Source organism: Mesorhizobium sp. M8A.F.Ca.ET.181.01.1.1 (assembly GCF_004792025.1).
Classification (GTDB): Bacteria; Pseudomonadota; Alphaproteobacteria; order Rhizobiales; family Rhizobiaceae; genus Mesorhizobium.
Window position 1 is genome coordinate 298,320 of record NZ_SRTV01000002.1, and the last position, 26,722, is coordinate 325,041.

Annotated in this window: 29 protein-coding genes and 2 tRNA genes; 18 read left to right on the plus strand and 13 right to left on the minus strand. The window is 63.5% G+C overall.

Annotation, left to right across the window (positions count from 1 at the left end; genetic code table 11):
• The first annotated feature begins 91 nt into the window (after positions 1-91).
• Positions 92-901: an ABC transporter ATP-binding protein gene (locus EN824_RS09760; protein WP_127871470.1), complete on the plus strand. Its 810-nt coding sequence runs from the start codon at positions 92-94 to the stop codon at positions 899-901.
• 11 nt (positions 902-912) lie between these two features.
• Positions 913-1,791, plus strand: a complete 879-nt coding sequence (locus tag EN824_RS09765; protein WP_127276617.1) for an ABC transporter permease — start codon at positions 913-915, stop codon at positions 1,789-1,791.
• A 25-nt stretch (positions 1,792-1,816) separates the two neighbouring features.
• On the opposite strand, the gene EN824_RS09770 is transcribed toward EN824_RS09765, so the two are convergent.
• A complete protein-coding gene (locus EN824_RS09770) occupies positions 1,817-3,175 on the minus strand; it encodes a sensor histidine kinase (protein ID WP_127276619.1) in 1,359 nt (452 codons plus the stop codon).
• Complete coding sequence (locus EN824_RS09775) at positions 3,172-3,849, minus strand: response regulator (RefSeq protein WP_127276622.1); 678 nt, start codon at positions 3,847-3,849, stop codon at positions 3,172-3,174. The genes EN824_RS09770 and EN824_RS09775 overlap by 4 nt, the downstream gene beginning before the upstream one ends.
• 437 nt (positions 3,850-4,286) lie before the next feature.
• On the opposite strand from EN824_RS09775, the gene EN824_RS09780 reads away from it, so the two are divergent.
• On the plus strand, positions 4,287-4,529 hold the full coding sequence (locus tag EN824_RS09780) for a DUF680 domain-containing protein (RefSeq protein WP_127276624.1): 243 nt from the start codon (positions 4,287-4,289) through the stop codon (positions 4,527-4,529).
• 47 nt (positions 4,530-4,576) lie between these two features.
• Here EN824_RS09780 and EN824_RS09785 read toward each other — a convergent pair whose 3' ends face one another.
• Genes EN824_RS09785 through purM form a run of 3 tightly spaced genes read right to left on the minus strand, consistent with a single transcriptional unit; the run spans position 4,577 to position 6,921 of the window.
• On the minus strand, positions 4,577-5,086 hold the full coding sequence (locus EN824_RS09785; protein WP_127276627.1) for a histidine phosphatase family protein: 510 nt from the start codon (positions 5,084-5,086) through the stop codon (positions 4,577-4,579).
• 15 nt (positions 5,087-5,101) lie between these two features.
• Positions 5,102-5,815: a phosphoribosylglycinamide formyltransferase gene (gene purN, locus EN824_RS09790; protein ID WP_127276629.1), complete on the minus strand. Its 714-nt coding sequence runs from the start codon at positions 5,813-5,815 to the stop codon at positions 5,102-5,104.
• Positions 5,812-6,921, minus strand: coding sequence for a phosphoribosylformylglycinamidine cyclo-ligase (purM, locus tag EN824_RS09795; RefSeq protein ID WP_127276631.1), 1,110 nt, complete (start codon positions 6,919-6,921; stop codon positions 5,812-5,814). Before purM ends, purN begins: the two co-directional genes overlap by 4 nt.
• Before the next feature lie 206 nt (positions 6,922-7,127).
• Between purM and EN824_RS09800 the strand changes: the two genes are divergently transcribed.
• From EN824_RS09800 to hdaA, 3 genes are all read left to right on the plus strand, one after another.
• The gene (locus EN824_RS09800; RefSeq protein WP_127276634.1) at positions 7,128-7,682 is read left to right on the plus strand and encodes a CDP-alcohol phosphatidyltransferase family protein; all 555 of its coding nucleotides are present in this window, start codon (positions 7,128-7,130) and stop codon (positions 7,680-7,682) included.
• 79 nt (positions 7,683-7,761) lie between these two features.
• The gene (locus tag EN824_RS09805) at positions 7,762-8,937 is read left to right on the plus strand and encodes an AI-2E family transporter (protein ID WP_127276654.1); all 1,176 of its coding nucleotides are present in this window, start codon (positions 7,762-7,764) and stop codon (positions 8,935-8,937) included.
• 1 nt (position 8,938) lies between these two features.
• Positions 8,939-9,643 carry a DnaA regulatory inactivator HdaA gene (gene hdaA / locus EN824_RS09810; RefSeq protein WP_127276636.1) on the plus strand — a complete coding sequence of 235 codons (705 nt, stop codon included), beginning with the start codon at positions 8,939-8,941 and terminating at the stop codon, positions 9,641-9,643.
• A gap of 190 nt (positions 9,644-9,833) precedes the next feature.
• Here hdaA and EN824_RS09815 read toward each other — a convergent pair whose 3' ends face one another.
• On the minus strand, positions 9,834-10,220 hold the full coding sequence (locus tag EN824_RS09815) for a hypothetical protein (protein WP_245464286.1): 387 nt from the start codon (positions 10,218-10,220) through the stop codon (positions 9,834-9,836).
• 146 nt (positions 10,221-10,366) lie between these two features.
• Positions 10,367-10,443 (minus strand) — tRNA-Pro (locus EN824_RS09820).
• A gap of 124 nt (positions 10,444-10,567) precedes the next feature.
• On the opposite strand from EN824_RS09820, the gene EN824_RS09825 reads away from it, so the two are divergent.
• The 6 genes from EN824_RS09825 to EN824_RS09850 all read left to right on the plus strand — a co-directional run bounded on the left by EN824_RS09825 (position 10,568) and on the right by EN824_RS09850 (position 15,028).
• Positions 10,568-10,873, plus strand: a complete 306-nt coding sequence (locus EN824_RS09825; RefSeq protein ID WP_127276639.1) for an ETC complex I subunit — start codon at positions 10,568-10,570, stop codon at positions 10,871-10,873.
• A 45-nt stretch (positions 10,874-10,918) separates the two neighbouring features.
• A tRNA-Arg gene (locus EN824_RS09830) sits at positions 10,919-10,995 on the plus strand.
• Between the two features lie 284 nt (positions 10,996-11,279).
• Positions 11,280-11,501, plus strand: coding sequence for a hypothetical protein (locus tag EN824_RS09835; protein WP_127276641.1), 222 nt, complete (start codon positions 11,280-11,282; stop codon positions 11,499-11,501).
• 191 nt (positions 11,502-11,692) lie between these two features.
• A complete protein-coding gene (locus EN824_RS09840) occupies positions 11,693-12,481 on the plus strand; it encodes a GGDEF domain-containing protein (protein WP_127276643.1) in 789 nt (262 codons plus the stop codon).
• A gap of 208 nt (positions 12,482-12,689) precedes the next feature.
• Complete coding sequence (locus EN824_RS09845; protein ID WP_127276645.1) at positions 12,690-13,652, plus strand: glycosyltransferase family 4 protein; 963 nt, start codon at positions 12,690-12,692, stop codon at positions 13,650-13,652.
• A gap of 149 nt (positions 13,653-13,801) precedes the next feature.
• Complete coding sequence (locus EN824_RS09850) at positions 13,802-15,028, plus strand: anion transporter (protein WP_127276647.1); 1,227 nt, start codon at positions 13,802-13,804, stop codon at positions 15,026-15,028.
• On the opposite strand, the gene EN824_RS09855 is transcribed toward EN824_RS09850, so the two are convergent.
• Positions 15,025-15,618 (minus strand): TetR/AcrR family transcriptional regulator, encoded by a 594-nt coding sequence (locus EN824_RS09855; protein ID WP_135863830.1) that lies wholly within the window; start codon positions 15,616-15,618, stop codon positions 15,025-15,027. The two genes, EN824_RS09850 and EN824_RS09855, sit on opposite strands and share 4 nt — an antisense overlap.
• Positions 15,619-15,703: 85 nt before the next feature.
• Between EN824_RS09855 and EN824_RS09860 the strand changes: the two genes are divergently transcribed.
• Positions 15,704-16,594, plus strand: a complete 891-nt coding sequence (locus tag EN824_RS09860) for a crotonase/enoyl-CoA hydratase family protein (protein WP_135863832.1) — start codon at positions 15,704-15,706, stop codon at positions 16,592-16,594.
• Between the two features lie 160 nt (positions 16,595-16,754).
• On the opposite strand, the gene EN824_RS09865 is transcribed toward EN824_RS09860, so the two are convergent.
• From EN824_RS09865 to EN824_RS09885, 5 genes are all read right to left on the minus strand, one after another.
• Entirely contained in the window at positions 16,755-17,084 is a 330-nt protein-coding gene (locus tag EN824_RS09865) for a cupredoxin family copper-binding protein (RefSeq protein WP_189343623.1), read from the minus strand.
• Entirely contained in the window at positions 17,081-17,605 is a 525-nt protein-coding gene (locus tag EN824_RS09870; protein ID WP_135863834.1) for a DUF4142 domain-containing protein, read from the minus strand. Before EN824_RS09870 ends, EN824_RS09865 begins: the two co-directional genes overlap by 4 nt.
• Positions 17,606-17,710: 105 nt before the next feature.
• Positions 17,711-18,397 (minus strand): RNA polymerase sigma factor, encoded by a 687-nt coding sequence (locus EN824_RS09875; protein WP_189522151.1) that lies wholly within the window; start codon positions 18,395-18,397, stop codon positions 17,711-17,713.
• 126 nt (positions 18,398-18,523) lie between these two features.
• Positions 18,524-19,603: an HPP family protein gene (locus tag EN824_RS09880; protein ID WP_135863836.1), complete on the minus strand. Its 1,080-nt coding sequence runs from the start codon at positions 19,601-19,603 to the stop codon at positions 18,524-18,526.
• A 218-nt stretch (positions 19,604-19,821) separates the two neighbouring features.
• Positions 19,822-21,003: a cystathionine beta-lyase gene (locus EN824_RS09885; protein ID WP_135883565.1), complete on the minus strand. Its 1,182-nt coding sequence runs from the start codon at positions 21,001-21,003 to the stop codon at positions 19,822-19,824.
• 345 nt (positions 21,004-21,348) lie between these two features.
• Here EN824_RS09885 and EN824_RS09890 point away from each other — a divergent pair, with 345 nt between their 5' ends.
• The 5 genes from EN824_RS09890 (at position 21,349) to EN824_RS09910 (ending at position 26,720) form a co-directional block, all read left to right on the plus strand.
• Positions 21,349-21,984 (plus strand): DUF1326 domain-containing protein, encoded by a 636-nt coding sequence (locus tag EN824_RS09890; protein WP_127871479.1) that lies wholly within the window; start codon positions 21,349-21,351, stop codon positions 21,982-21,984.
• A gap of 9 nt (positions 21,985-21,993) precedes the next feature.
• Positions 21,994-22,854, plus strand: a complete 861-nt coding sequence (locus EN824_RS09895; protein WP_127281049.1) for a DUF2182 domain-containing protein — start codon at positions 21,994-21,996, stop codon at positions 22,852-22,854.
• 425 nt (positions 22,855-23,279) lie between these two features.
• Positions 23,280-24,308, plus strand: a complete 1,029-nt coding sequence (locus EN824_RS09900) for an amino acid ABC transporter substrate-binding protein (protein WP_127871480.1) — start codon at positions 23,280-23,282, stop codon at positions 24,306-24,308.
• A 62-nt stretch (positions 24,309-24,370) separates the two neighbouring features.
• Entirely contained in the window at positions 24,371-25,558 is a 1,188-nt protein-coding gene (locus EN824_RS09905) for an amino acid ABC transporter permease (RefSeq protein WP_135915369.1), read from the plus strand.
• Between the two features lie 4 nt (positions 25,559-25,562).
• The gene (locus EN824_RS09910) at positions 25,563-26,720 is read left to right on the plus strand and encodes an amino acid ABC transporter permease (protein ID WP_127277336.1); all 1,158 of its coding nucleotides are present in this window, start codon (positions 25,563-25,565) and stop codon (positions 26,718-26,720) included.
• The last annotated feature ends 2 nt before the right edge of the window (positions 26,721-26,722 follow it).

Consider the following 26,722-nt stretch of genomic DNA (forward strand, 5'->3'; position numbering starts at 1 on the left):
GCGATGCACCGCCTCGTGCCGGCAATCGTCTGGTTTTCACGTCCGGAGGCCCTGGCCGACGGCGGTTCTTCGTTCGAGGAGTTAGCCCAGCATGGCACAAGAGAAAAGCGCACCGGCAATTGAGCTGATCAATGTCAGCCGCCGCTTCCTGTCACCCACCGGCAAGTCGCTGACCGCGATCCGTGATTTCACCATGACCGTCGAGCGGGGTGAATTCGTCGCCGTCGTCGGCCCGACCGGCTGCGGGAAGTCCACCACCCTCAACCTCGTCACCGGATTGGCGAGCCCAAGCGCGGGCGAGGTCCGGGTCATGGGTGCACCCGTCAAGGGCATCGATTCCCGCATCGGCTTCGTCTTTCAAAGTGACGCGCTGTTTCCATGGCGCACGGTGATCGAGAACGTCATGGCCGGGCCGCTCTTCCGTGGCAGGGCCAAGGCAGAAGCGACGGCCGCGGCGCGCGACTGGCTGGCGCGCGTCGGCTTGGCGCGCTTCGAGCATCACTATCCGCACCAGCTCTCCGGCGGCATGCGCAAGCGCGTCGCGTTGGCGCAGACCTTCATCAATGGCCCCGAGATTCTGCTGATGGACGAGCCGTTCTCCGCGCTCGACGTGCAGACACGTGTTCTCATGCACGAGGAACTGCTGCGTCTGTGGTCCGAAGCCAGGGCTTCGGTCGTTTTCGTCACCCACGACCTGGAGGAAGCAATAGCGCTGGCCGACAAAGTCTATGTGCTGACCGCCGGGCCGGCGACGGTGAAGTCGGTCTACACCATCGACCTGCCGCGCCCTCGCGTCGTCGCCGACATCCGTTACGAGCAAAGCTTCATCGACTATTCGCGCACCATCTGGGCCGATCTCAAGGAAGAGGTCGAGACCAGCTATGCCCGCGCTGCCGCGTGAGGGAGGACACAATGACCGATGCCACCATCGACATCAGGGCAGGAAGTTTCAGGCCGGGAACTTCGGACGCCGAAATAGAGGCCGCCGCCGCCAAGGCCGCGCAGCATCGTCGCCGCACGGTGATCTTCTGGCGGTATGCCATCCTCATCGTCTTCCTCGCCGCTTGGGAAGTCGCCGGGCGCAAGGCCTGGATCGATCCGTTCTTCTACGCCACGCCAAGCGCGATCGCGCAGAGGCTCTATGAGTGGACGACGGAAGGCACGTCCGAAGGGCCGCTCTGGTACCATCTCTACGTCACGATGGAGGAATCCGTCCTCGGCTTCGTCACAGGCTCGGTTGCCGGCATCATCATCGGCGTCGCGCTTGGCCGCAACCGCATGGCCGCCGACATCTTTTCCATCTACATCAAGGTCATCAACTCCATCCCTCGCGTGGTGCTGGCGCCGATCTTCATCATGATCCTCGGCCTTGGCCTTGCTTCGAAAGTGGCGCTGGCCTTCATCATGGTGTTCTTCGTCGTCTTCCATAACGCCTTCCAGGGCGTGCGCGAGGCCGACCGGGCGATGATCGCCAATGCCCGTATCCTCGGCGCCTCCGACTGGCAGCTGACCCGCTCGGTGATCGTGCCGTCGGCGATGAGCTGGATCTTCGCCAGCCTGCACGTCAGCTTCGGCTTCGCCATCATCGGCGCCATCGTCGGCGAGTTCGTCGGCTCACGCTATGGTATCGGGCTCTTGATCAACATCGCCAAGGGCTCCTTCGACGCCGCCGGCATGTATGCCGCGATCGTCATCATCATGGTCGTGGCGCTGGGCGCGGAATATCTGATGACAATGGTCGAGAACCGGCTGGCGAAATGGCGTCCGCAGCCGCTGCACGAGACGCAGTAAGCAGATCGGAGCGGGGCAAGGACCCCTAGCCGCCGGCCAACGGCAGGCGCACCTCGACGACCAGGCCGCCGGTCGCGCCATCCGCAAGGGTGATGCGACCGCTGGCATTTTCGACCACCTCGCGCACGATGGCGAGCCCGAGGCCGCTGCCTTCGTCGGTCGCGCCGGTGAGCCGATAGAAGCGCTCGAAGACATGGTCGCGCTCGTCGGCGGGTATGCCTGGCCCGTCGTCGGTAACCGTCAGCACGGCCTCGCCACCGGCGGCGGCGAGCTTGACGGTGACGGTGCCGCCTGCCGGTGTGTAGCGCAGGGCGTTGTCGACGAGATTGACGATCATCTCCCGCAGCATCGTGCCGTCCCCGATGACCGGTACGGCGCCAGTCTCATCGAGGCCAAGATCGACGTTGCGATCAATGGCCCTGGGCGCGTGCGTTTCCAGCACTTGGCGCGCGGCTTGCGTCAGGTCGATGCGATCGGCGCGCGGTCGCCGGCTGCCCGGTTCCGCGCGCGACAAGGTCAAGAGCTGTTCGGCCAGCCTCGCCAGCCGGGCGGAGCTTGCCTGCAGGGCGACAAGCGCTTCCTTGCGCGCATCCACAGCGTTTTCGCGCAGCGCGTAGCTCGCTTGCGTCGACAACAGCGCCAGCGGCGTGCGCAACTGATGCGCGGCATTGGCGATGAAACGGCGCTGCGCCGCCATCTGCGCCCGCACCCGTTCCATATAGGCATTGAGCGCATCGACCAGCGGCCGGATTTCGCTCTGCGCACCGGCGACTTCGATGGGGTCGAGTTCGCTGCGTTTCGGTGAGCGCACTGCGTCGCGCAGCCGGATGAGCGGCGTCAATCCTCGCCGCAGGCCGAGCAGCACGAAGACGCCGGCAATCGCCACCAGCGCCAGTTGCTGGGTGAAGGCGCTGAACCAGAGATGCCGCACCATCGCGTCGTGGCCGAAAAGCGTGACGCCGACGGTGACCGATATCGGCGAGTCGCCGCCGGCGCCGACCACCGCGTGCGTAAATGTCAGCAGCCGCAGCGTCTGGTCGCGATAGGTCGCTTCGATGCTGGGGCGTCCAGGCGTCTTGGGTAGCCCGGGATAGCCTGTCAACAGCCGCCCTCCGGCGGCTTCGACACCGTAGTAGACCCTGTCGCGGTCGCCGGTGTCGAACATCTCGAGCGCTGCCGGCGGCACCGTGGCGTTGATCACTCCGTCGGTCATTGCGACCTGCTCGGCAATCATCCGTGCCGATCCGACCAACATGCGGTCGGTGACAAGATCGGCGGTCGCCAGGGCATTGCCATGGCTGGTCCACAGATTGACGGTGGCGAGCCCGGCGAGCGGCAACACCACCCAGGCCAGAAGTTGCAGCCGAAGACTGTTAATTCTCATGGCGCCAGATCATCGTGGCGCAAGAGATAGCCGAGGCCACGCAAAGTGGCGATCTGGACGCGCGACCCTTCAAGCTTCTTGCGCACACGGTGCACATAGATCTCGATGGCGCTGGGATCGGCGTCGGTCTCGAAATCATAGATCGCCGCGGACAGTGCGGCCTTGCTTACGGTGCGTCCTGCCTTGATCATCAATTGCTCGAGCAAGGCATGTTCGCGCGGCGTCAGCGCCAGCGCCTCCCCGCCGAGCGAGAACAGCCTGGTGTTGGTGTCGAAGACGAGGTCGCCGCAGGCAACGACCGGTGCCGTCCGGTCATTGACGCGGCGCAGTTGCACGCGGATGCGTGCTTCAAGCTCCTCGATCTGGAAGGGCTTAGCCAGATAATCGTCGGCGCCTTCGTTGAGGCCTTTGACCCGGCCATCGAGGCTGGCATTGGCGGTCAGTACGATCACCGGCACCCGGTTGCCGCGGGCTCGCAGCATGCGCAGCACTTCCAGTCCGCCCATGCGAGGCAGCGCAAGATCGAGAATGACAAGCGCGTGGTCGCCCGCGGCAAGCGCGTGCTCGACATCCTCGCCGTCATGGACGATGTCGACGACATAGTTCGCCTGGCGCAAGGTCTTGCCCAGCCAGTCCGCCAGTTCGCGATTGTCCTCCACAAGCAGCAATCGCATGTCTATTGCCGTTCCAGCATCCGCCCGCTTTCGGTCTCAACGGGTCGCCTCGGGCTCGATCGTCGATCCCATTCGCCAATCGGACCCAAAATGATCGATAGTATCGATCGCAACGCAAGGCAAATGCGGCTTGGGCCGTGGCCGGCGAAACCTCCAAACTGTCCGAGCGACGATTCCAATCAGCCGGACCCAGGCCAGAGCAATTGGGGCAACTGATCCACGCAGGGCCTCGACGACCTCGACGACAAAGAGCGGTGGGCTTGGCTCGCGGCTCTTGTTTTTTTTGGATGAGCCCAAGGCATTGGCTTCATCAGCCGATCTCCGCAGTCGGCAAAAAACATTTCGCGTTCAGGAATAAAACCAGGCTGCTTCTGGTCTTCTCCTCAGCGGAACCGTCCTCCCAAGACGCCGCCCAACGGATGAACCAGGAGATTGAAATGGACAGGCTTGCTCTCGCTACCGCCGCTATCCTTATCGCAACCGGAGGTGCGTTCGCCGGCAGCGACCACTTTGGCTCCGACAATGCCAACCAGCCGGTTGCCCCGGTCGCTGGCGTGGATCACGCAGTCACCGGCGCCGTCGACAACAAGACGAATATGACCAGCCACAAGGCTGCCGACACCAAGATGAAGCCCGCCATCGACTGGCCGGAGCCCGGCCAGGGCATCTGGGGCAACTGATGTCTCGGGCGCGGCGGACTGTCCGCCGCATCCGCCTGGCATGGGTTCTAGCTTAAATCCTTCGGGCGCAGGCAATGCGTCAGCCGCGCGGAGAACAGGGCGGACCACTCGCCCTCGAAGACGAGGCGCGCAAGGGCTGCTGTCGGCAACTTTTCCTCAAGCCTCTTGCGCGCCTTCGCCTCCGATCGCGGTCCGGCAAGCTGTTCTGCCAGGTCCTCAAGCCCCGGATTATGGCCAACCACCACAAGGCAAAGGCTCGACGGGTCGGCCTTATGGATTTGGTCCAGAATGTCCGCAGCCGAAGCTTCGTAGAGTGGCTGAGCAAACGCGACTCGTGGATGCACCGGCAACTCCGCGGCCACCAATCGCCAGGTGTCGCGGGTGCGTAGCGCCGACGACACCAGCGCCTGATCCGGCAGCCAGTCGCGCGCCGCAAGCTCGCGGCCGATCAATCGGGCTGCCTTCAATCCACGTTCCGCGAGCGGCCGGTCGAAATCATCGAGATCAGGATCATCCCAGCTCGATTTGGCGTGGCGAAGCAGGAGAAGCTGTTTCATGGCCGCGTTCTCGGCTCAGGGCGTGATCCGCGCCAGATGCTCCAGGTCGGCTTCCTCACGCAGCGGGTCGGGCGCCATCACCACCGAGGTGCCGTTCTCGGCATCGTCGGCGAAGTGGGCAAGCACGGTGCGGCCCGCCTCCATGCGTGCCTTGCCTTCGGCCACCAGTCCCAGCGCCAGCGCATAGAGCCGATGCTCGGCCTTCAGCACGCGCGCTGCCAGCGTATCGGCATTGTCGCCGACCATCACCGGCACCGCCGCCTGGGCGATGATCGGGCCGTCATCCATCTCCGGCGTCACGAAATGCACCGTGCAGCCATGAATGCGGATGCCGGCTGCCAGCGCGCGCGCATGGGTATCGAGCCCCTTGAAGGCCGGCAGCAAGGCAGGGTGGATGTTGATCATGCGACCCTGCCATTTCTGGACAAAGCCGGGGGTCAGGATGCGCATATAGCCGGCCAGCGCCACGATGTCGGCATTGAAGGCCGCGAGTGCCGCGTCGATCGCCGCGTCATGTGCCTGCTTGCCGCCATGGTCGGCGCGGGAAATGACCTGCGTGGCGATGCCGCGTGCCCTGGCGATGCCGAGGCCCGCGGCGTCGGCCTTGTCGGAGATGACGGCGACGATCTCGGCCGGAAAGGCCGGATCGCTGGCGGCCGCGATCAGCGCGGTCATGTTGGAGCCGCGCCCCGATATCAGGACGACCGCGCGTTTTCTCGGCGCGCTCATAGCCCGATCGAGCCCCGATAGATGACGCCGGCGTCGCGGCGCGGCACGATGCGGCCGATCGGCGTCACCGTCTCGCCGGCTTCCTGCAGCACGGCCGCGACCTGCGCCGCCTGCCCCGAAGCGACAGCCAAAATCATGCCGATGCCGCAATTGAAGGTGCGCATCATCTCCTCCGGCGCAACGCCGCCGGTCTTCGCCAGCCACGAGAACACCGGCGGCACGTCGATCGCCTCGAGATCAAGCTCGGCCGAGAAGTCCTTGGGCAGCACGCGCGGAATGTTTTCAGGGAAGCCGCCGCCGGTGATGTGGGCGAGCGCCTTGATGCCATGCGTGTTGCGAATCGCCTTGAGGATCGATTTCACGTAGATGCGGGTCGGCTCGAGCAGCGCCCCGGCGAGCGTCGCCTCATCGTTGAACGGTGCCGGATCGCTCCACGCCAGGCCGCTGGCGGCGACGATGCGGCGCACCAGCGAGAAACCGTTCGAATGCAGGCCGGAGGAGGCTAGCCCGAGCAGCACGTCGCCTTCGACGATGTCGTCGGTGGGCAAAAGCTGCCCGCGTTCGGCCGCGCCCACCGCAAAGCCGGCAAGGTCATAGTCCTTGCCGTGATACATGCCCGGCATTTCGGCGGTCTCGCCGCCGATCAGCGCGCAGCCGGCCTGGCGGCAGCCCTGCGCGATGCCGCCGACGATCGCGGCACCCTGGTCGGGATCGAGCTTGCCGGTGGCGAAATAGTCGAGGAAGAACAGCGGCTCCGCGCCCTGCACGACGATGTCGTTGACGCACATGGCGACCAGGTCGATGCCGATCGTGTCGTGGTTGCCGGCATCGATGGCGATCTTGAGCTTGGTGCCGACACCGTCATTGGCGGCGACCAGCACCGGATCGGTGAAACCGGCAGCCTTGAGATCGAACAGACCGCCGAAGCCGCCGATCTCGCCATCCGCGCCCGGCCGGCGTGTCGCGCGCACCAGCGGCTTGATCTTCTCCACCATGAGATTGCCGGCATCGATATCGACGCCGGCCTCGGCATAGGTGAGCCCGTTCTTGCGCTTGGCCGTTTTGTTCTGGCCCGTTTTATGCTGGCCGGTTTCGCGCTTGCTCATCGCAATTTTCCTGCTCGTTTGCGGGCTCTTCGCATGAACGGTTTCGGTCCGCAAGGATAACGGCCGAACCGGGCGCCGTTTGGCCCGACAAAAGCGTGGATAGCCGGGGCATCGCACACAACGTTTGCTTCGCCCCAGGCTGCTCCCTTGCCTCGACCCTTCATCTCCCTCATCTATCTCCAGGCATAATACGGCGGGGTAATACTTTGACCATCCCCAACCTGATCACCATCCTGCGCCTTGTGCTGGTGCCTGCCGTGGTGCTGGCCATGCTGCAGGCGCGCTGGGACTGGGCTTTTGCCGGCTTCGTTATTGCAGGCGTTTCCGACGGCATCGACGGCTTCATCGCCCGCCGCTTCGACCAGCAGTCGACGCTCGGCGCCTATCTCGATCCGATGGCCGACAAGCTGCTTTTGGTTTCGGTGTTCGTCGTCATGGGCTTCATCGGGCAATTGCCGCTCTGGCTGGTCGTCACCATGGTGTCACGCGACGCGCTGATCGTCTGCGCGGTTCTGTTGTCCACGGTGATGGCCCATCCGGTCGAGATAAAACCGTTTCTTGTGTCGAAGGCCAATACCGCCATACAGATCGTGCTGGCGGCGGTCGTGCTGGGTGAACTCGCCTTTGCCGTGCACCTCGACCCTCTGCGGCCCGCCCTCATATTGCTGTCCGGGGTCTTGACCGTGGCTTCGGCCGCGGCCTATCTCGTGGCTTGGCTGAGGCATATGAACGGCTATGGCGAAGGCGGTAAATCGGGCTGACATGCCCATCGACGGCAAGGCTGCCCGCAAGCCGGCTGCCCGCAAAGCGGTGACGCGGGGCAAGACCGTCGACGACCAGATGGTCGTCGACGTTCCGGCCGGCGAGACGGCGGCGGAGGCAGAGGCGGCTTCGACCTTCTACCGCCAGATCTTCTTCTGGCTGGCGGGTGCCGCGATCCTGGCGCTTTTCCTTTATGTCTTCAGCGGCGTCCTGCTGCCCTTCGTCGCCGGCATGGTGCTTGCCTATTTCCTCGATCCGGTCGCCGACCGGCTGCAGCGGCTCGGCCTCAGCCGTTTCATGGCGACGGTGGTCATCCTCATTACCTTCCTGATCGTGCTGGTGCTGGCCTTCGTCATCCTCATTCCGGTGCTGGCGACGCAGATGACCGATTTCGCCGGCAAGCTGCCGGAGTACCTGACCCGGTTGCAGAGCCTGATCACGTCGTTCGACCCGAAATGGCTGGAACAGAGATTCGGCGTCAACGCCAATGGCTTGCGCGACGGATTGAATTCGCTGCTGACTTCCGGCTTTGGCCTGATCACCACCGTATTTACCTCGCTGTGGAGTTCGGGCATGGCGCTGGTCTCGGTGGTCAGCCTGTTCGTGGTGACGCCGGTCGTGGCCTTCTACATGCTGCTCGACTGGGACCGCATGGTGGCGGTCATCGACAGCTGGGTGCCGCGCGACAACGTCGCGACGGTGCGCGCCATCGCGCGCGACATCAACACCGCCACTGCCGGCTTCGTGCGCGGGCAGGGCACGCTCTGCCTGGTGCTGGGCGCCATGTACGCCACCGGCTTGACGCTGACGGGGCTGAACTTCGCCATCCTCATCGGCCTGTTCGCCGGGCTGATCTCCTTCATCCCCTATGTCGGCTCATTGACCGGGCTGGTGCTGGCCGTCGGCGTTGCCTTCGTCCAGTTCTGGCCGGACTGGACGATGATCGTCGCCGTTGCCGTGGTCTTCTTCATCGGCCAGTTCATCGAAGGCAACATCCTGCAGCCCAGGCTGGTCGGCAAAAGCGTCGGCCTGCACCCGGTGTGGCTGATGTTCGCGCTGTTCGCCTTCGGCGCGCTGTTCGGTTTTGTCGGGCTTTTGATTGCCGTTCCAGCATCCGCGGCGGTGGCAGTTCTGGTACGCTTCGCCATCGCCCGCTACCTGGAATCGCCGCTCTACAAGGGCCATGCGACAGAGCTCGCGCCGCCGTTGCCGGCCGATCGCGGCGGCGGCCACCGCACGCAACCGCGTCGCTGAAGTGACTGCCCAGCGAACCGACCCGCCGCGCCAGCTGCCGCTCGATCTCGGCCACGGCACCGGTTATTCGCGCGACGAGCTGGTCGTCTCCGGCACCAACAACCAGGCGGCCGCGCTGGTCGACCGCTGGCCGGATTGGCCAGCACCGGTGGTGGTGCTGGCAGGCCCCGCTGGTTCGGGCAAAACGCACCTGGCCTCGATCTGGCGTGCCCGCGCCAACGCGCTTGCCGTCGACGCCAGGCGCATGGGCGACAGCATCGCCAATCTCGGTGCGCGGCCGGCGCTGATCGACGATGTCGATATCGGCGCGGTCGATGAGCAGGGCCTGTTCCATTTGATCAATGCCGTGCGCGGTGCCGGCTCGACGCTGCTCTTGACGGCGCGACGCTTTCCGTCGGCCTGGGGCGTCAAGCTGCCCGATCTTGCCTCGCGTTTGAAGGCGGCGGCGACCGTCGAGATCCACGAGCCCGACGATCTCCTGCTCGCCGGCGTCATCACCAAGCTGTTCGCCGACCGGCAGGTCGAGGTCGAACCGCATGTCGTGCAGTATCTGGTGCGGCGCATCGAGCGTTCGCTGGCCACCGCGATGCGCGTGGTGGAGCGTCTGGATCGCACCGCGCTGGAGCGCAAGATGGCGATCACAAGGGCATTGGCGGCCGAAACCGTCAACGCCATGGACGAGGGGCAGGGCGAATTCGAGATTTAGAGTGCCTCGATGTTACAATCGCTCCGCAACCGCCGTCCCATTTCGGGAAATAACAGCTGGCACCCATCTTGCAGCGTGAGCTTGCCGGCTGACCCCGGTCCTGATTGCGTTCCAAATCAGGTTGTAGGCTCGCCGGGAATGAGGTGCTTGGGGTTCTCGCCCGGCGAGCTTGCCTTTCACTTGCGGCCAATCACAGCCAAAGTCTGACGAAATGCCGGACCAACAGATAGACGGCTGAATGCGAGGCAATATAGCAGGCCGCGACCAGCACAAAAATCCCGGTGCTGGCTGCCCACGAACGGGAGGCAACGATGCCTGGTGCCAGCCTGGCGTGCCCGCGGCTCTCGCGATTGTTCCACATCGCCAAGGCCGCACAGGCGATCGCCCACGCCACCATGAAGGGAACCGTCACGCCCGCATAGGCAAAATAGGCCGGCCCGAACAGCGACACCCAAGCATCGATCCCAAGCACCGCAAATCCCCCATTTTGCCGGAGTTTAAGCCGGCAATAGCGAGGGAAGCGAGCCTGAAATGATGAAGCCCGAATATTGGCCAAAAGCCCTTGATGCTCGCTCAATCCAGACGCGATTGCACGAAGTCGATGAAGGCGCGCACCTTGGCCGGCGCGAAACGAGGACAATCAAGGGCAAGACAAGCACGGCGGCCTTGATTGCGGCTCTCGTCGCCGGCGAGGGCGCCTAGATCGCATGGGATAAGAAGGGATGGTCGGAGTGGAGAGATTCGAACTCCCGACCCTCTGGTCCCAAACCAGATGCGCTACCAGCCTGCGCTACACTCCGAACGGTCTGTTGCCTATTCATTTCGGTGTTACATGGCAAGTGCAAAAACCTTGCCGCCGCTGCCAATGCGCAGTAATGACGGCCCTAGGGCGGCGATGCCGCCTTGCACAACAATGAGGTGGCCATGTCCGCGCGCATTTTCAGCCCAGCCAAAACCGCGATGCAGTCCGGCAAGGCCAAGACCGGCCACTGGGTGTTGGAATTCGATCCCGAGATGCGCAAGAAGATCGACCCCCTGATGGGCTACACCACGTCGGGAGACATGAGAAGCCAGATCAGGCTCACCTTCGGCACCAAGGAAGAGGCCGTCGCCTACGCCGAAAAGGAAGGGCTTGCCTTCCGCGTCGAAGAGCCGAAAGAGCCCAAGCGCCGCCAGATTTCCTATGCGGAGAATTTCCGCTATGACCGCAGGACGCCCTGGACGCATTGACCGGCTAGCCCAGCGCGAACATCTACCGGCCCCGAGCCGGCCAGCGGTCCCGTAGCTCAGCTGGATAGAGCACCGGCCTTCTAAGCCGATGGTCACAGGTTCGAATCCTGTCGGGATCGCCATAATTTCAAAGGCTTACGCCGCATGACCTGACGAGGTCAACCAATCCTCACCCTTGCCTGCCAGTGCCGCGACGCCGTGCAATGGAAGCCTGAAACGGCAGTCTCGGGCCCACCGGCGCGGGGGGCCCTGGAATTATTTCGTGATCTGTCCTGTTGGAACCTCGGCCAAGCCCAGGCGTTCGGGGCCTTGTATTCGTGGAGCCTCATGAAAAGGCAATGTGCGGTCCGGCGAATAGGGTAGGGCAGGCACAACGAGAATGGGTTGGGGGAGGAGAAGCCAGGCCATGTCGAAACGTGAGATTGGAACGTCCCCTGCCTTGGTGCGGCGCATCGCCGAACTCAGGGCCCGCATGCAGGATGCCGAAATTTCCGGCCATGAAATGAAAACCTTTCACAAGGTCGCCGCCATCATGGGGGCCGGCGACGGTTCCTTGTGGCTGGATGCCGACGACATGATCGCGGCATCCTTCGTCGTCGAGGCGGCTGGACAGGCGTCCAACCGCTGACTTCGGAATTCTCCCTGTCAGGAATCCGATGAGCCTTCAACCACCGGGGCACGGCCGCCTGTTGGCGATCGTGCCCGCCCCCGGCCATCCGATCCCGTCTCCCTGCCATCCGATCTCGAATTGAAAGGAAAGTCTTATCATTTTGTTTGCGTTGGCACGTCATAGTAGGGACGGCTAACGGAGTGAAGGGGATGAAGCTGGACCTGTCGCCGACCAGCTGGGGCAGGGTGATCGCCGTCACCGCCGCCGGCACGGCATTCTTCATTGCCGTGGCGTTTTTCGTCGATTCGTTCAATTTCCCCTATCTTTCGCCCGAGTCTGTCTGGCGCGCGAAGCTGACCGACCTTCTGCTGCCCCTGGTGCTGGGTGGCTCGTTTCTGTTTTTCCTGATGTGGAAGATCCGCCAACTGGCGATAGCCCAGCGCGACCTCAGTGTCATCGCCGCGACGGACAGCCTGACGGCAGTGCTGAACCGCGGCGCCTTCTCTATGCTGGTCGAGGCCTATCTCGAGCAGACCCGCAAGCAGGAAGAGACCCGTTCCGGCGCGCTGCTGATCATCGATGCCGACCACTTCAAGTCGATCAACGACCGCCTCGGCCATGATTGCGGCGACCAGGCGCTCAAGCTGATCGCGCAGGCGATCAAGGGCCAGCTGCGCGGCGGCGATATCGTCGGACGCATCGGCGGCGAGGAGTTCGGCGTATTCCTTCCCGGTGTCGACCCCTCGCAATCCTGGCTGGTTGCCGAAAGCATCCGCCGACGGATACGCGAAATGGACTTTTCCCCGGGCGGCCGCTCCTGTCCGCTTTCCGTCAGCATAGGCGGTACCAGCTTCAGCGGGCCGACCACCTACGAGGCAATATTCTCGGCCGCCGACAGACGGCTTTATGCCGCGAAATCGAATGGACGCGATCAGGTCAGCTTCGATCCGGCGGAAGCCTCCCTGGCGTCTCCGGCCAGCGCCGCTACCCTGCACTGACGGCAGCCTCGTAGTAGGCTGACACCCACCGCTTGCTTGACGCTTGATTATCCGTGTGCTTCCTCCGGGCAGTAATGTACGGAGTATCGCCAGAAATAGTCCTGCTTCTTAGTCCCTCGATCGTGCCATTCGCGGGTACAGCACGGCCCTTGGGTGCAGGCAATTGAATGGCGAGACGCCCGGCTAGAGCCGAGTAAGCACCGCGACCATGATCCATCTATTCAACGGCTTTCAGAACCAGTTTGGCGGCAGTGAGCGCGAAACCCTGGAGTTGTACCGGCTCTTGGGCGCCGACTCACGGGTGTGCCTGTGGGCAACCTCGTCGCGCGTATCCGAAGGCCTGATGCAGGAATTTCCGATACGCCGCGTCTCGCCGGCAACACGCAATGTGCCGGATGGCGGCACCTATGTCTTTCTTGGCGCGCATTGGCGCAACAAAATGTGGCCCTACCTGATCCCGCGGCCGCGCCGGCTGATCTATGTCTTCAACACCTTTCATCCCAAGCTCATCGCCCTGACGACACGCAGGCCGCGCCTGCTGCGTTGGCCGGCTGCCGAACTGGTGCTGATCTCCGAATTTCAGAGGCGCGTGCTGCAGGTCGAAGGCGTCGTCCATGCCTCGCCGATCGATATCGGGCGCTTCTCGCCACGACGGGCAAGGCCAAACGGTCCGTTCACGGTGGGGCGGCTGAGCCGCGACACGGCGGACAAGCATCACCGCGACGATGTGGCGCTCTATGAGGCATTGCTTGGCGATGGCACCGCGGTCCGTATTCAGGGCGGCACGCCGCTCAAGGACAAGCTCGCGCCGCATCCGCAACTCGAACTCCTGCCGCAGGGTGAATTCGCCGCCGAACAGTTCCTGCCGACGCTCGACGTCTTCTACTATCGCACCGGTTCGCATGTGGAGACGTTCGGCCGGGTGGTGTTCGAGGCGATGGCCTGCGGCCTGCCCGTGGTCTGCCATTCGCATGGTGGCTACGTCGACCACATCAGACATGGCGAAAACGGCTTCCTGTTCGAAACGACACAACAGGCGGCGCGGATCCTGGCGGATCTCAAAGCCGACCCGGGCCTGCGGGCGACGGTCGGCCGCAAGGCGCGGCTGACCGTCGAACAGATGTTTTCATCGCAGGCGTTGCAAGAACGGCTGGATTTCTATCGGCGTTAGCCGCACCGCGCCATCTGCCTTCGGATATTCTCCGCCAACAAGCCACCTAGCCGTTTGGCATCAATCCCGACATCGCGCTAAAGCTGGCATCACGTGAATCGCGGGCGGCCGGCATCGGCGCGCGGGCAGATCGAGCAGGGCTTCTACCGATGACATTGATGGGCGGCGCGGCACTGCTGATCCTGGTCCTTACCTATGCCGGCGTCGCCATCGGCCGCATCCCTGGCCTGCGGCTTGACCGCGCGGGCATTGCGCTGCTTGGCGGCGCAGCGATGATCGCCATCGGCGCGCTCAGCATGGAGGATGCCTATCGCGCCATCAATTTCGACACCATCACGCTTCTGCTCGGCATGATGATCGTGGTGGCGCATCTGAAAGTATCGGGTGCCTTTCGCGGTCTCGGCGCCATTGCCATCGAGCACGCGCATGCGCCGTTCATGCTCCTGGTGATGGTGACGCTCCTTACCGGCGTGCTGTCGGCTTTCCTGGTCAACGACGCCATCTGCCTGGTCATGGCGCCGATCGTCGTCCACGTCACCCGTGTCATCAACCGCAATCCGATCCCCTATCTGATCGCCACCGCCACCGCTTCGAACTGCGGCAGCGTCGCCACCATCACGGGCAACCCGCAGAACATGGTCATCGGCGCGCTGTCGGGGATTTCCTATCCGGCCTTTTCGGCGGCGCTCGCGCCGGTCGCCTTGTTCGGCCTTGTCGCGGTCATCGTCATTGTGCGGATCGTCTATCGCGCCGAATTCAGGCGCAACGGCGAACTGGCGCCACACATCTCGCGCGGCCGCATGCATCGTGGCCAGGTGCTGAAGGCCGTGGTCGTCTGCATCGGGCTGGCGATCGCCTTCTTCGCCGGTGTTCCCGTAGCCAAGGCGGCGCTCATCGGCGGCGCCATCCTGCTGCTCACGCGCGCCATCAAGCCATCGCGCATCTACCATGAGATCGACGGACCGCTGCTGTTCATGTTCGCGGGTCTGTTCGTGGTGGTTGCCGGCGCGGAAAAGACGCTGCTGACGCCTGACATGATCGCCTCCGCCAAGAACATCGGGCTCGACGACGTCTGGAGGCTGTCGGGGTTCACCGCCGTGTTGTCCAACATCATGAGCAATGTTCCTGCCGTGCTGGCGCTCAGGCCATTCATACCCGGCCTGGAAAACCCCGAGCGCGCCTGGCTGGTGGTGGCCATGAGTTCGACGCTGGCCGGCAACTTCACCTTGCTCGGCTCGGTCGCCAACCTGATCGTCGCCGAACAATCCAAGGCCGCTGGTACACCGTTGTCTTTCGGTGCCTTCTTCAAGGTCGGCCTGCCGCTGACACTGATCACGCTCGCCGCCGGTACGGCGTGGCTGGCGTTCGGGGCCTAGCCCTGCATCTGACTGACCGACATCCGCGCCCTGACCAGCGTCGCCGCGGCTCGTCCGGCGGCTTCGACGTAGTCGGGATTGCGATGGATCAGCATGATCGAAAAGCAGCCTTCTATCAGCAGCACGATCTCGCGGGCCAGTGCCTGCGGCCTCTCGATATCGTGCCCGGACAATTCCGTGGCCAGCCATGTCTCGAAGTTGGATTTGTGCCGCGCCCCGACCTTGACCGCCGGGTGTCCAGGCATCGAGGCAAGCTCGGCAGCTGTGCGCAGGAAGCCGCATCCCTTCCATTTTGGATGGCGCGTGGCCCGGGCCAGATTGGTGAAGATGGCTTCGACCTTGCTGTCCACGCCCCCTTGCTCGGCTTCGAACCAGCCGGCCATCCGTTTCAGATTGGGCTGATCGCGGCCGTCGAGATAGGCTGCGATGAGGTCGTCCTTGCTCTTGAAGTGGTAGTAGAGCGTCCGCTTGGTGAGGCCCGCTTCCTCGGCGACGGCGTCGACACTGACACGGCCGATTCCTTCCGCGTAGAACAATCTGGTTGCGGCATCGACTAGGCGCTTGCGGGTGGGGCTTTGTGCTTCGGCCATGGGTCTAAGTATACCGACTAGTGAATATACACAAGGTGCGAACGACGTAACCTTCCAACTCGTCAACAAGCTGGAAGGAAGCCAAATGACCGATCTTGTCCTGAGCGAGACCCGCGACGGGGTTACCGTCCTCACCCTCAATCGTCCCGAAAAGCTCAATGCACTGAATTATGCCCTGATCGATCGCCTGCTTGCGGTTCTCAACGACATTGAAGTCGATGACGGCGTCCGGGTTGTCATCCTCACCGGAGCAGGGGAGCGGGCGTTTTCGGCGGGTGGCGACATCCATGAATTCTCGGCCAGCGTGGCGCTTGGCGCCGATATCGCAATGCGCGACTTCGTCATGCGCGGGCAGCGGCTGACGGCACGGCTGGAAGCGTTCCGCAAACCGGTCATCGCTGCCGTCAACGGCATTGCCTTTGGCGGTGGCTGCGAAATCACCGAGGCCGTTCCGCTCGCCATCGCCAGTGACCGTGCGCTGTTCGCCAAGCCCGAAATCAACCTTGCAATGCCGCCGACTTTTGGTGGAACCCAACGCCTGCCGAGGCTGGCCGGGCGCAAGCGGGCGCTCGAACTGCTGTTGACGGGCGACTGGTTTCCGCCGCCGCGGGCGCTTGAGCTGGGTCTCGTCAACGAGGTTGTGCCGCATGCCGAACTGATGCCGGCGGCATTTGATCTGGCCAAGCGTATCCTGCGGCATTCCGGACCGGCCGTCACCGGCATTCTCACGGCGGTGGCGAGGGGCCTCAACCAGGGTATTGCCGAGGGACTGCTGATTGAGGCGGAGCAATTCGCCCGCATGGCTCCGACCGCCGACCTGCGTGAAGGGCTGAATGCGTGGATCGAGCGGCGCAAGCCGAGCTACGACGGTTCGTGGACCCATATCACACGGCCCGATGAGGCGCGGCGAGCCTCGTTGGCGATCGACCGGCGCGGGACGCGGACCAGGACGCCTTCGCCGCCACACGGCCCTTGACGTCTAGCGGGAGCAACACAAGTCACCGAACCTTCAAAGAGAGCCGTGGCCGATAGACCTGGAGCAATTCCGGACGGAAAACCGCTACGCACTTTTCCTGGATTTGCTCTAATATTCCGATCGACGGCGAAATGGTCTTTTCGCCATCGATCTCTCAGTCTCACGGCGCCACCACCAAGCGGCCTTTCATGTTGGGGTGGAAGCGGCAGAAGTAGTCGATGGTTCCCGCCGCCTTCAAATTCAGGCTTGCCGACTTCTTCGGCGGGATGATCACCTCCCAGCCACCCTTCACCGTAGCCGTATGGGCGATCACGTCCTTGTTCACCCACTCGATCGTGTCGCCGACCTTCGCATCGACGCTGGCCGGCGAAAAGACGAGCTTCTCGATGGTGACCTGGATGGCTGCCGCCGCTGCCGGCGCCGCTGTCAGCGTAGGTACCAGCGCCAGCATGGCCAGCCCCGCCAGATGGTCCAAGGCGCCCGCTTTCATTTCAGCATGCCGGCGACGTGTTCGGCATGCTGCTCATGGCCCTGGAAGATCTTGAGGCCGGTCTCGAGCAGGCTCTTCAGCTCGGCATTGCTGGCCGAGGGAATGAGCAGCGTTTCGAGCGCGCCGTTGACCTGCTTGTGATAGGCCACCTCGTTTTCGATATAGGCCTTGTCGAAAGCCGCACCTTTCAGCTTGGCGAGCTTGGCGCGTTCCTCAGTCGCGGCCTTGGTCAGCGCCTGGCTGGTGGCGTTGTCCTCGGGCTTCACCTTCAGCTTCTTGACGAGATCGAGCGCCTGCTTGTTCACCGCTTCGTGGTCGCGCTCCATGTCCTTGGCGAAATCGATCACCTCCTTGCTCTTTGATTTCTTGATCGCCTGCTTGGCCGCCTCGATGTCGATGACGCCGGCCGTATAGGCGATATGGGCGATCTGCGGGTCCGTCGGCTTGTCGGCGGCTTGCGCGACCGGGGCAGCGCCGACGAGAAGCAGGGCGGCAAGGGCAACGGTATATCGGGTGAACATGGCATCCTCCTTGGCCCGACCGCGCGGAGGAGCCGGGCTCAAATTTCAGTTGACGCTCATTGGATGCGCGACGGGAGGAAACGTTCCCGGAAAATCAGGACGGCATCATTCGAAACCCAGCCGTCCCATCACCGCCTGGGTCAGTCGCTCGCAGCGCCGTCCGGCGAACGGGAAGGCATCGAGCAGCACCGGACCGATTTCATTGTCCAGCGCCTTGCGCAGCAGGACACGGGCCCGGTGCAGCCTCGTCTTGATGGTCTCCGGCCGCACACCAAGCAAATCGGCGGTTTCCTCCATGCTCAGGCCCTCGATGACGCGGGCGACGAAGACCATGCGGTAGATGTCGGGCAGACTGTCGGTCGCCCGTTCGACAAGTGCGAGAATCTGCCGCTGCGCCATCGCCCGCTCCGGATCGTCGTTGGAATTGAGGGGAAACCGGATGATTTGCGCTTCCGGGTTGTCAGGCATCCCAACTGTGCGACGCTTCTTGCGCAGGCGGCCAAGAGCTTCGTTGATGACGATGCGCGACAGCCATGTGGCAAGCGTGGATTCGCCGCGAAACGCCGCAAGGCTGGCGAAGGCGCTGACATAGGCCTCCTGGACGACATCCTCGGCTTCGGCATCGTTGCGCAGAATGCCGCGCGCGATGCGGTAGAGCCGCTGGTTGTGTATCTTCATGATGGCGCGAAAGGCATCCGGTTCGCGCGCCAGCGCCCGGTGGACGAGCAGCATGTCGCCGGAAAGGCTTTCGGCAATCATAGGCACCGTGGCGGGCGTTGCGAGCTTGCTCATCGCGACCGGATCTCCCTGAACAGACGCCTCTTCGAACAGGCGCCTCTTCGAACAGGCGCTTGACTGCACGTTGGATGCGCCTGCCGGCAAAAGGTTCCCAGATCGGTGGGATCCACGTCCGCTATTCTAGGCCGCTGCCAGACCCTTGTCTGCCGTCTGCACGCGGGCGGCCGCCGCCAGCAGGTCGGTCTGCGTGATCAGGCCGAGAATGCGCCGCTCGCCGTCGACGATGACCACGGCATGGCTGCGGCCGTCGGTCAGCACGGGAAGCAGGCTCATCGCCGGCGTCTCGGGCGAGGCGGTGCCGGCCTTTGCCATCACGTCCTTCACCGTTTCTACGGCTTTCGTCAGCTCGCGCAGGCCGACGGCGCCAACCAGCCGGGCATCCGCATCGACCACCGGCAACGTACGGATATTATGATCGAGCAGTTGCTGGCGTGCTTCGTCGGTGGTGGCTTGTTCGGGCACCGAAATCACGTCGCGCGACATGATGTCCTCGCACAGCAGCGTCCGGTGCGACCGCACCATGGCCTGCAATTCGACCTGTCGCAGCAGTCGTTCGAGGTCGTCGCGGTCGATATCGAAGGTCTCGTCGAGCGCCGTCAGCGCCGCGTCGATGTCCTCGGGCTGGAAACCGGCGCGCTGCTGAGCCGGCGGATCGGCGGTACCGTGGCTGTTTGCGGGCGGTGCGGCGACATGCGGGTAGTTGCGCCGCGCCAGCTTGTGGAAAAGGAAGCCCAGCGCCACCAGGATGGTCGAATTCAAGGCCACCGGCACGAACGGGAACAGGAAGCCCGCGCTGATGACGGCCGGCCCGCCGAGCACCGCCGTCAGCGCGGCGGCACCACCTGGCGGATGCAGGCAGCGCGTGAACGACATCGCGGCGATCGCCAAGGCCACCGCGAGACCCGAGGCCATCACCGGATCATGGATGAAATGCGCCACGGTCACGCCGACCAGCGCCGATATGGAATTGCCGCCGATGATCGACCAGGGCTGCGCCAGCGGGCTCGCCGGCACGGCGAACAGAAGCACGGCGGAGGCGCCCATCGGCGCCACCAGCAGGGCCACATGCGGGCCGCCGCCCATCGCCAGCCCGCTGATCACGCCGGTCAGGGCAATGCCGATCGTGGCGCCGATACACGCCAGGACGCGTTCACGCAGCGTCGCGCCGGCGAGGATGGGAACAAAAAGACGAAAGGCCATGGCAAGCTTTATGACGAAATGGATTTGGCGCGGACGCCCTGTCCAACGCAATGGAGCCGAACTCGCGGATTTGAAAGTCAAACAAATCCGCAAAGTCGCGGCGTGGGAGAATAATATTGCGCGAGACCGCTCGCCGGGATGCTGCGAGCGGCTCGCGCTTTGCCATCAGCGTCAGTGTGTTGTGGCCGTCTGCCAACTCTTCCGGGCGGCCAGACAGATCAGGCGGCGGCCGCTGCAAGCCCGCGCATGATGTCGGCTTTCAGGTCGTCGACATCCTCGAGGCCGATCTGCAAGCGGATCAACGGACCTTCATAAGGGCCTTTCGCAACGACGCGGTCGACAAGCCAGACCGGCACCGCCAGGCTCTCATAGCCGCCCCAGGAATAGCCGAGGCCGAAGATGCGCAATGCGTCGAGGAAAGCGTGCTGCTCCCGCTGGCCACCGCCGGCCAGCACGATCGAAAAGATGCCGCTCGAACCGCAAAAGTCCCGCTTCCACAGATCGTGGTCCGGATGGCTGGGAAGGGCAGGGTGGAGCACCCGCGCCACGCCCGGCTGGCTTTCGAGCCATGAGGCGATGGCAAGCGCGCTGCGCTGATGATGGTCGAGCCGCACGCCCATCGTGCGCAGGCCGCGCAGCACCTGATAGACATCGTCGGGTCCCGAACAGCAGCCAAGCGTGCAAAAACTCTCGTAGAGCTGCTTCCAGCAGGCCTCATTGGCCGAGACCGTGCCGAGGAGCACGTCCGAATGGCCGGCCGGATATTTCGTCGCCGCGTGGATCGAGATGTCGACGCCGTGGTCGAGCGGCCGGAAATAGAGTGGTGTCGCCCAGGTGTTGTCCATCATCACGATGGCGCCGGCCGCATGCGCCGCCTTGGCGATCGCCGGGATATCCTGCACCTCGAATGTGTTGGAGGCCGGCGATTCGGTGAACACCACTTTGGTGTTCGGCTTGATCAAGGCCGCGATGCCGGCGCCGATACGGGGCGCATAATACTCGACCTCGACGCCCAATCGCTTCAGCATCGTATCGGCGAAGTTTCTCGTGGGGTGATAAACGGAATCGACGATCAGCAGATGGTCGCCCGCCGATACGAAGGCGAGCAGCGGAATGGTCACCGCCGCCAGGCCCGATGGCACCACGATCGTGCCGGCGGACCCCTCCAGCGCATCGATCGCCTGTGCGAGGGCATCGGTCGTCGGTGTTCCGCGCGTGCCGTAGGTGTATTTCTGGTTGCGTGCGGCCATCGCGGCGGCATTGGGGAACAGCACGGTCGAGGCGTGCACCACCGGCGGATTGACGAAGCCGAAATAGTCGTGCGGGTTGTTGCCTGAATGGGCAAGCCGGGTGTTGATGCCCACCTTGCCGGAACCCTGCTCGCTGCCGTCTTTCGCCATTCTTGGTCGCCCTGTCTGATAAGGCGCTAGCCATAGTGCGGCGTCGTGGACCGTGCAACAGCCCACTGTCCGCCAGGAATGGACTTCGAATATGCCAATTCCCGGGTCCGGAAAACAGCTGGGGGTTGATCTGAATCGGACCGACCAGGGCGGCCGTACCTTGCCGGAAGCCCGGTCGCCGGCCGGTCGGCCTATTGTAGCCGGCTGTGAAAGATATATAATCAAGCCCTAATATTAATCGCCGGATTGCTTCGATCAGATGCTGCCGGATGGTTTTGCCGGCTACCTCTCCTGGTCCCCAATCCGGGTATCGCGCCCACCGAGCGCGGCAAAGGGAGGAATGCAATGCCTGACGTCAAATGGACGATGAAGGCGCGCGAATTCATCAACTGCAATTGCGCCTATGGCTGTCCGTGCCAGTTCAACGCCATGCCGACATACGGATTCTGCCAGGCGGTCGCCGGCATGGAGATCGAGACCGGCCATCACGGCGACACCAAGCTGGACGGGTTGCGGTTCGTCGGCATTTTCAGTTGGCCCGGCGCGATCCACCAGGGCAGGGGCGAGGCCGCGGTGGTTATCGACGAGAGGGCCAGCGAAGCCCAGCGTGAAGCTCTGCTTCGCATATTGGGCGGCCAGGACACCGAGCCGGGCGCAACGATATTCCAGGTTTTTTCGACCACGCTGGAGAAATTCCACGATCCGATCTTCGCCGCGATCGATTTCAAGGTTGACGTCGACGCGCGAACCGGCCGGCTGCATGTCAAGGGCGTCACTGACGGCCATGGCGAGCCGATCAAGAACCCGGTCACCGGTGCCGAGCACAGGGCGCGCATCGACCTGCCGCACGGCTTCGAATACGCGATCGCCGAGATCGGTCGTGGCTGGACCAAGGCGACCGGCCCGATCAAGTTCGAGGTGGCCGACACGCACAGCCATTTCGCCAATCTGCATCTCACGCAGAGCGGCGTCGTGCATTGACCTGATCCAATGGGCGACACGGCTCTCGAGGCTGTGCTGCGGCGCGACCGCGCGGTCGTGATGACCGCGCTCGTCGTGATTGCCATTCTCGCCTGGACCTACGTCCTTTGGCTCGCCGCCGACATGGCCATGCCTGGTGTCCCCGTCGCGGACGGCGCGGCAGGCGGCATGGCCGGGATGGACATGTCGAACACGGATATTGGTGGCATGGATATGGGCGCCGCCGTGGCGCCGGGTTTCAGGACCTGGGCATCGGCCGATTTCGTCTTCATCTTCACCATGTGGGCCGTGATGATGGTCGGCATGATGACGCCTTCGATCGCGCCGATGTTGCTGCTCTATGCAGGCGTCGGCCGCAAGGCACGGGTCGATGGCCAGCCTATCGCGTCGACGGCATGGTTTTTTGCCGGCTATCTCATCGTCTGGATCGTCTTCAGCATCGCGGCCACCGGCGCGCAATGGGTGCTCGCCCATTTCGCCTTGCTTGATCCGGCAATGGCTACCAACAGTGCGACCCTCGGTGGCCTCGTCCTGATCGCCGCCGGCCTCTATCAATGGACGCCGGTCAAGGGCGTCTGCCTGCGCCAATGCCAGGCGCCGATCGCATTCCTGGCCAGCCATGGCGGCTTCCGCACCACCCCGCCCGGCGCGCTTCGGCTCGGCATCGGCCACGGCGCCTATTGTCTCGGCTGCTGCTGGGCGCTGATGGCCTTGCTGTTTGTCGGCGGTGTCATGAACGTCCTGTGGATCGCCGGCATCGCCATCCTTGTTCTCTTGGAGAAGATGGTCCCGGCCGGGCAATTGATCCCGCGCATCTCCGGCGCATTGATGGTTGCGATCGGCGTCTGGCTCGTCTTTCCCGCGCTTTGACCTGCGTACCGGCTTTGTTCACGAGCAATATTGACCGGCAATCGCCGGCCGGGGGTATTCCGCGACGTCAATGCATTTCGTGCTGGAGGCAGTAACACTCAGGTATTGCCGGCAATGGATTTCACGGAACCGGCTCACATCCGCGGCAAATGAGCTTTGCCGATTCAATTCGCGCTTGTGACTAAATCGCGGGCGCGTTTGTCTGCAATTCAGGCATTTCGGACAATCGATTTTCAAACCCGTTGCAATTCGGTCATTTTCCTTGACCTCACGAGAATTATCGCCTTCGATGCTGTTCGTGAATGGGAGGCGGCGCGTCGATTTGCGACGCGGGGTTCCGGGAATGGGCCGGGATGGGAGCTGCGTTCACACGGGAGAAAAGATCAGGGTCACTGCCTGAAAAAACAGAAAAGGGTCTGTGGGTTATGAAACACATTGCTATCGGCATTCTCGGCGTCGCCACGCTCGGACTGATGGCGTCGGCCGCGTCGGCCGGCACGCTCGACACCGTCAAGGCGAAGGGCTTCATCCAGTGCGGCGTCTCGACCGGTCTGGCCGGCTTCTCGGCGCCGGACGACAAGGGCGACTGGCAAGGCATCGACGCCGATTTCTGCCGCGCGGTTGCCGCCGCCGTCTTCGGTGATGGCACCAAGGTCAAGTTCACGCCGCTCAGCGCCAAGGAGCGCTTCACCGCGCTGCAGTCCGGCGAGGTCGACATCCTGTCGCGCAACACCACCTGGACGATCAACCGCGACACCGCGCTTGGCCTGAATTTCATCGGCACGACCTACTATGACGGCCAGGGTTTCATGATCAACGCCAAGAAGCTGCCGGGCGTCAATTCGGCGCTGCAGCTTTCGGGCGCCGCCGTCTGCGTGCAGAGCGGCACGACCACCGAGCTCAACCTCGCCGACTACTTCAAGGCGAACAAGATGGAGTACAATCCGGTCGTCTTCGAGAAGCTGGAAGAGGTCAACGCCGCCTATGATGCCGGCCGCTGCGACGTCTACACCACCGACCAGTCGGGCCTTTACGGCATTCGCTTGACGCTCGGCTCGCCGGCCGATCACGTCGTGCTGCCCGAGATCATCTCGAAGGAGCCGCTCGGACCTGCCGTTCGCCAGGGCGACGACCAGTGGTACCACATCGTCAAGTGGACCTATTTCGCTCTGCTCGACGCCGAGGAGCTCGGCATCACCAAGGCCAATGTCGACGAGATGAAGAACTCCGCCAGCCCGGAGATCAAGCGCGTGCTCGGCCAGGAGGCCGACACCAAGATCGGCACCGATCTCGGCGTCTCCAACGACTGGGTCGTCAACATCGTCAAGGCCACCGGCAATTACGGCGAAATGTTCGACCGCAATGTCGGTTCGGGCAGCCCGCTGAAGATCGCCCGTGGCATCAACGCGCTGTGGACCAAGGGCGGCCTGCAATACGCTCCGCCGATCCGCTGATCGAAATGTGATCCGGAAGGCAGGCACCTGCCTTCCGGTTTCTCTTTCACAGGGGACGTGACATGGCATCGCAGGAAATCCTACGCGAGGAGCCGAGCCGCGGCTCCTTCGTCAATGATCCGAGAATACGCAGCCTCTTCTTCCAGACGCTGGTCGTCGTCTTGTTGTTCGGCTCCATCTGGTGGATCGTGCAGAACGTCATCGACAATCTGCAGCGCCTGCACATCGCCTCGGGCTTCGGCTTCCTCAAGGGGCGCGCCGGCTTCGACATATCTGACACGCCGATCGCCTATACGTCGGACTCGACCTATGGCCGCGCCATCGTCGTCGGCCTGATCAACACCATCATCGTTGCCGCCGCCGGCATCATCACCGCCACCATTATCGGCTTCATCATCGGCATCGGTCGCCTGTCGCAGAACTGGCTGATCCAGAAGATCTGCACGGTCTATGTCGAGATTTTCCGCAACATCCCGCCGCTGCTGGTCATCTTCTTCTGGTATTCCGGCGTGCTCGCCGTGCTGCCGGCGCCGCGCGACTCCTATCATCTGCCCTTCGGCTCCTTCCTCAACCAGCGCGGCTTCTATTTTCCGCGCCCGGTCTGGGGCGACGGCTCCTGGCTGATCCTGGTCGCCCTTGTCGTGGGCATCGCGATGTCGTGGTTCGTCGCCCGCAGGGCGCGTCAGCGGCAGATGGCGACAGGCCAGCAATTTCCCGTGTTCTGGACTTCCGCCGCGCTGATCGTCGGCCTGCCGCTGCTCGCTTACGTGCTGAGCGGCTTTCCGCTGACCTTTGATCTTCCAAAACAGTCGACCTTCAACCTGACCGGCGGCTTCCAGGTCAAACCGGAATTCCTGTCGCTCTATCTGGCGCTATCCTGCTACACGGCGGCCTTCATCGCCGAAATCGTGCGCGCCGGCATCAGGGGCGTCAGCAAGGGCCAGACCGAGGCGGCGGCAGCGCTTGGTCTGCGATCCGGGTCGATCCTGCGGCTGGTCGTGGTGCCGCAGGCCATGCGCATCGTCATTCCGCCGCTGACCAGCCAGTATCTCAACCTGACCAAGAACTCCTCGCTGGCGATCGCCATCGGTTATCCCGACCTGACGGCGACAGCCGGCACGGTTCTGAACCAGACCGGACAAGCGGTCGAAGGCGTGCTGATCATGATGATCGCCTATCTCATACTCAGCCTGGTGACCTCGGCCGTGATGAACGTGGTCAACGCCAGAATGGCGCTGGTGGAGAGGTAGAGCCATGCAGGAACACGACATGTCCTGGGTGCGGACCGAAATGGCGCTGGCGCAGCCCGCGCCGGCGAGCGTCAGCGGTCCCGTCGCCTGGGTGCGCAGGAACCTGATCGGTTCGGTCGGCGACACCATCCTCACCATCCTCGGCATCGTCATCGTCGCCTGGGTACTGCCGCAGGTCATCAACTGGGCGTTCATCAACGCACAGTGGACCGGGCCGGACCGCACGGTCTGCGCGACCGTCGCGCAAGGCGGTATTCAGCCCGACGGCTGGAGCGGCGCCTGCTGGGCTTTCGTCAACGCCAAGTTCGGCCAGTTCATGTTCGGCACCTATCCGGTCGAGGAGCGCTGGCGGCCGATCCTGGTCGCCATCCTGTTCGTGGCACTGCTGGTGCCGATGCTGATGCCACGTGTGCCGCGCAAGGGGTTGAACGCGATCCTGCTGTTCCTGGTGCTGCCGATCGTTTCCTTCTTCCTTCTGGTCGGCGGCATATTCGGCCTGCCGCATGTCGAAACCTCACGCTGGGGCGGGCTGCTGATCACGCTGAGCCTGTCCTTCGTCGGCATCGCCGTGTCGCTGCCGCTGGGCACCGTGCTGGCGCTCGGCCGGCGCTCGAAGATGCCGATCGTCAAGATGCTGTGCGTCATCTTCATCGAAGCCGTGCGCGGCATACCGCTGATCACGGTGCTGTTCTTCGTCAGCGTCATGCTGCCGCTGTTCCTGCCGGCCGGCGTCACCTTCGACAAATATCTGAGGGCGCTGATCGGTGTGTCGCTGTTTGCCGCCGCCTACATGGCCGAAGTCGTGCGCGGCGGCCTGCAGGCGATCCCCAAGGGCCAGTATGAAGGCGCCGATTCGCTCGGCCTCGGCTACTGGCAGAAGATGGGTTTGATCGTGTTGCCGCAAGCGCTGAAGCTGGTCATTCCCGGCATCGTCAACACCTTCATCGGCATGTTCAAGGACACCAGCCTGGTCCTCATCATCTCGATGTTCGACCTGCTCGGCATCGTCAAGCAGAACTTCTCCGATGCCAACTGGGCAACGGCGCAGACCGCGAAATCCGGTCTTGTGTTCGCGGCCTTCGTCTTCTGGCTGTTCTGCTTCGGCATGTCGCGCTATTCAATGTACACGGAACGCCGACTCGACACCGGCTACAAACGCTAAAC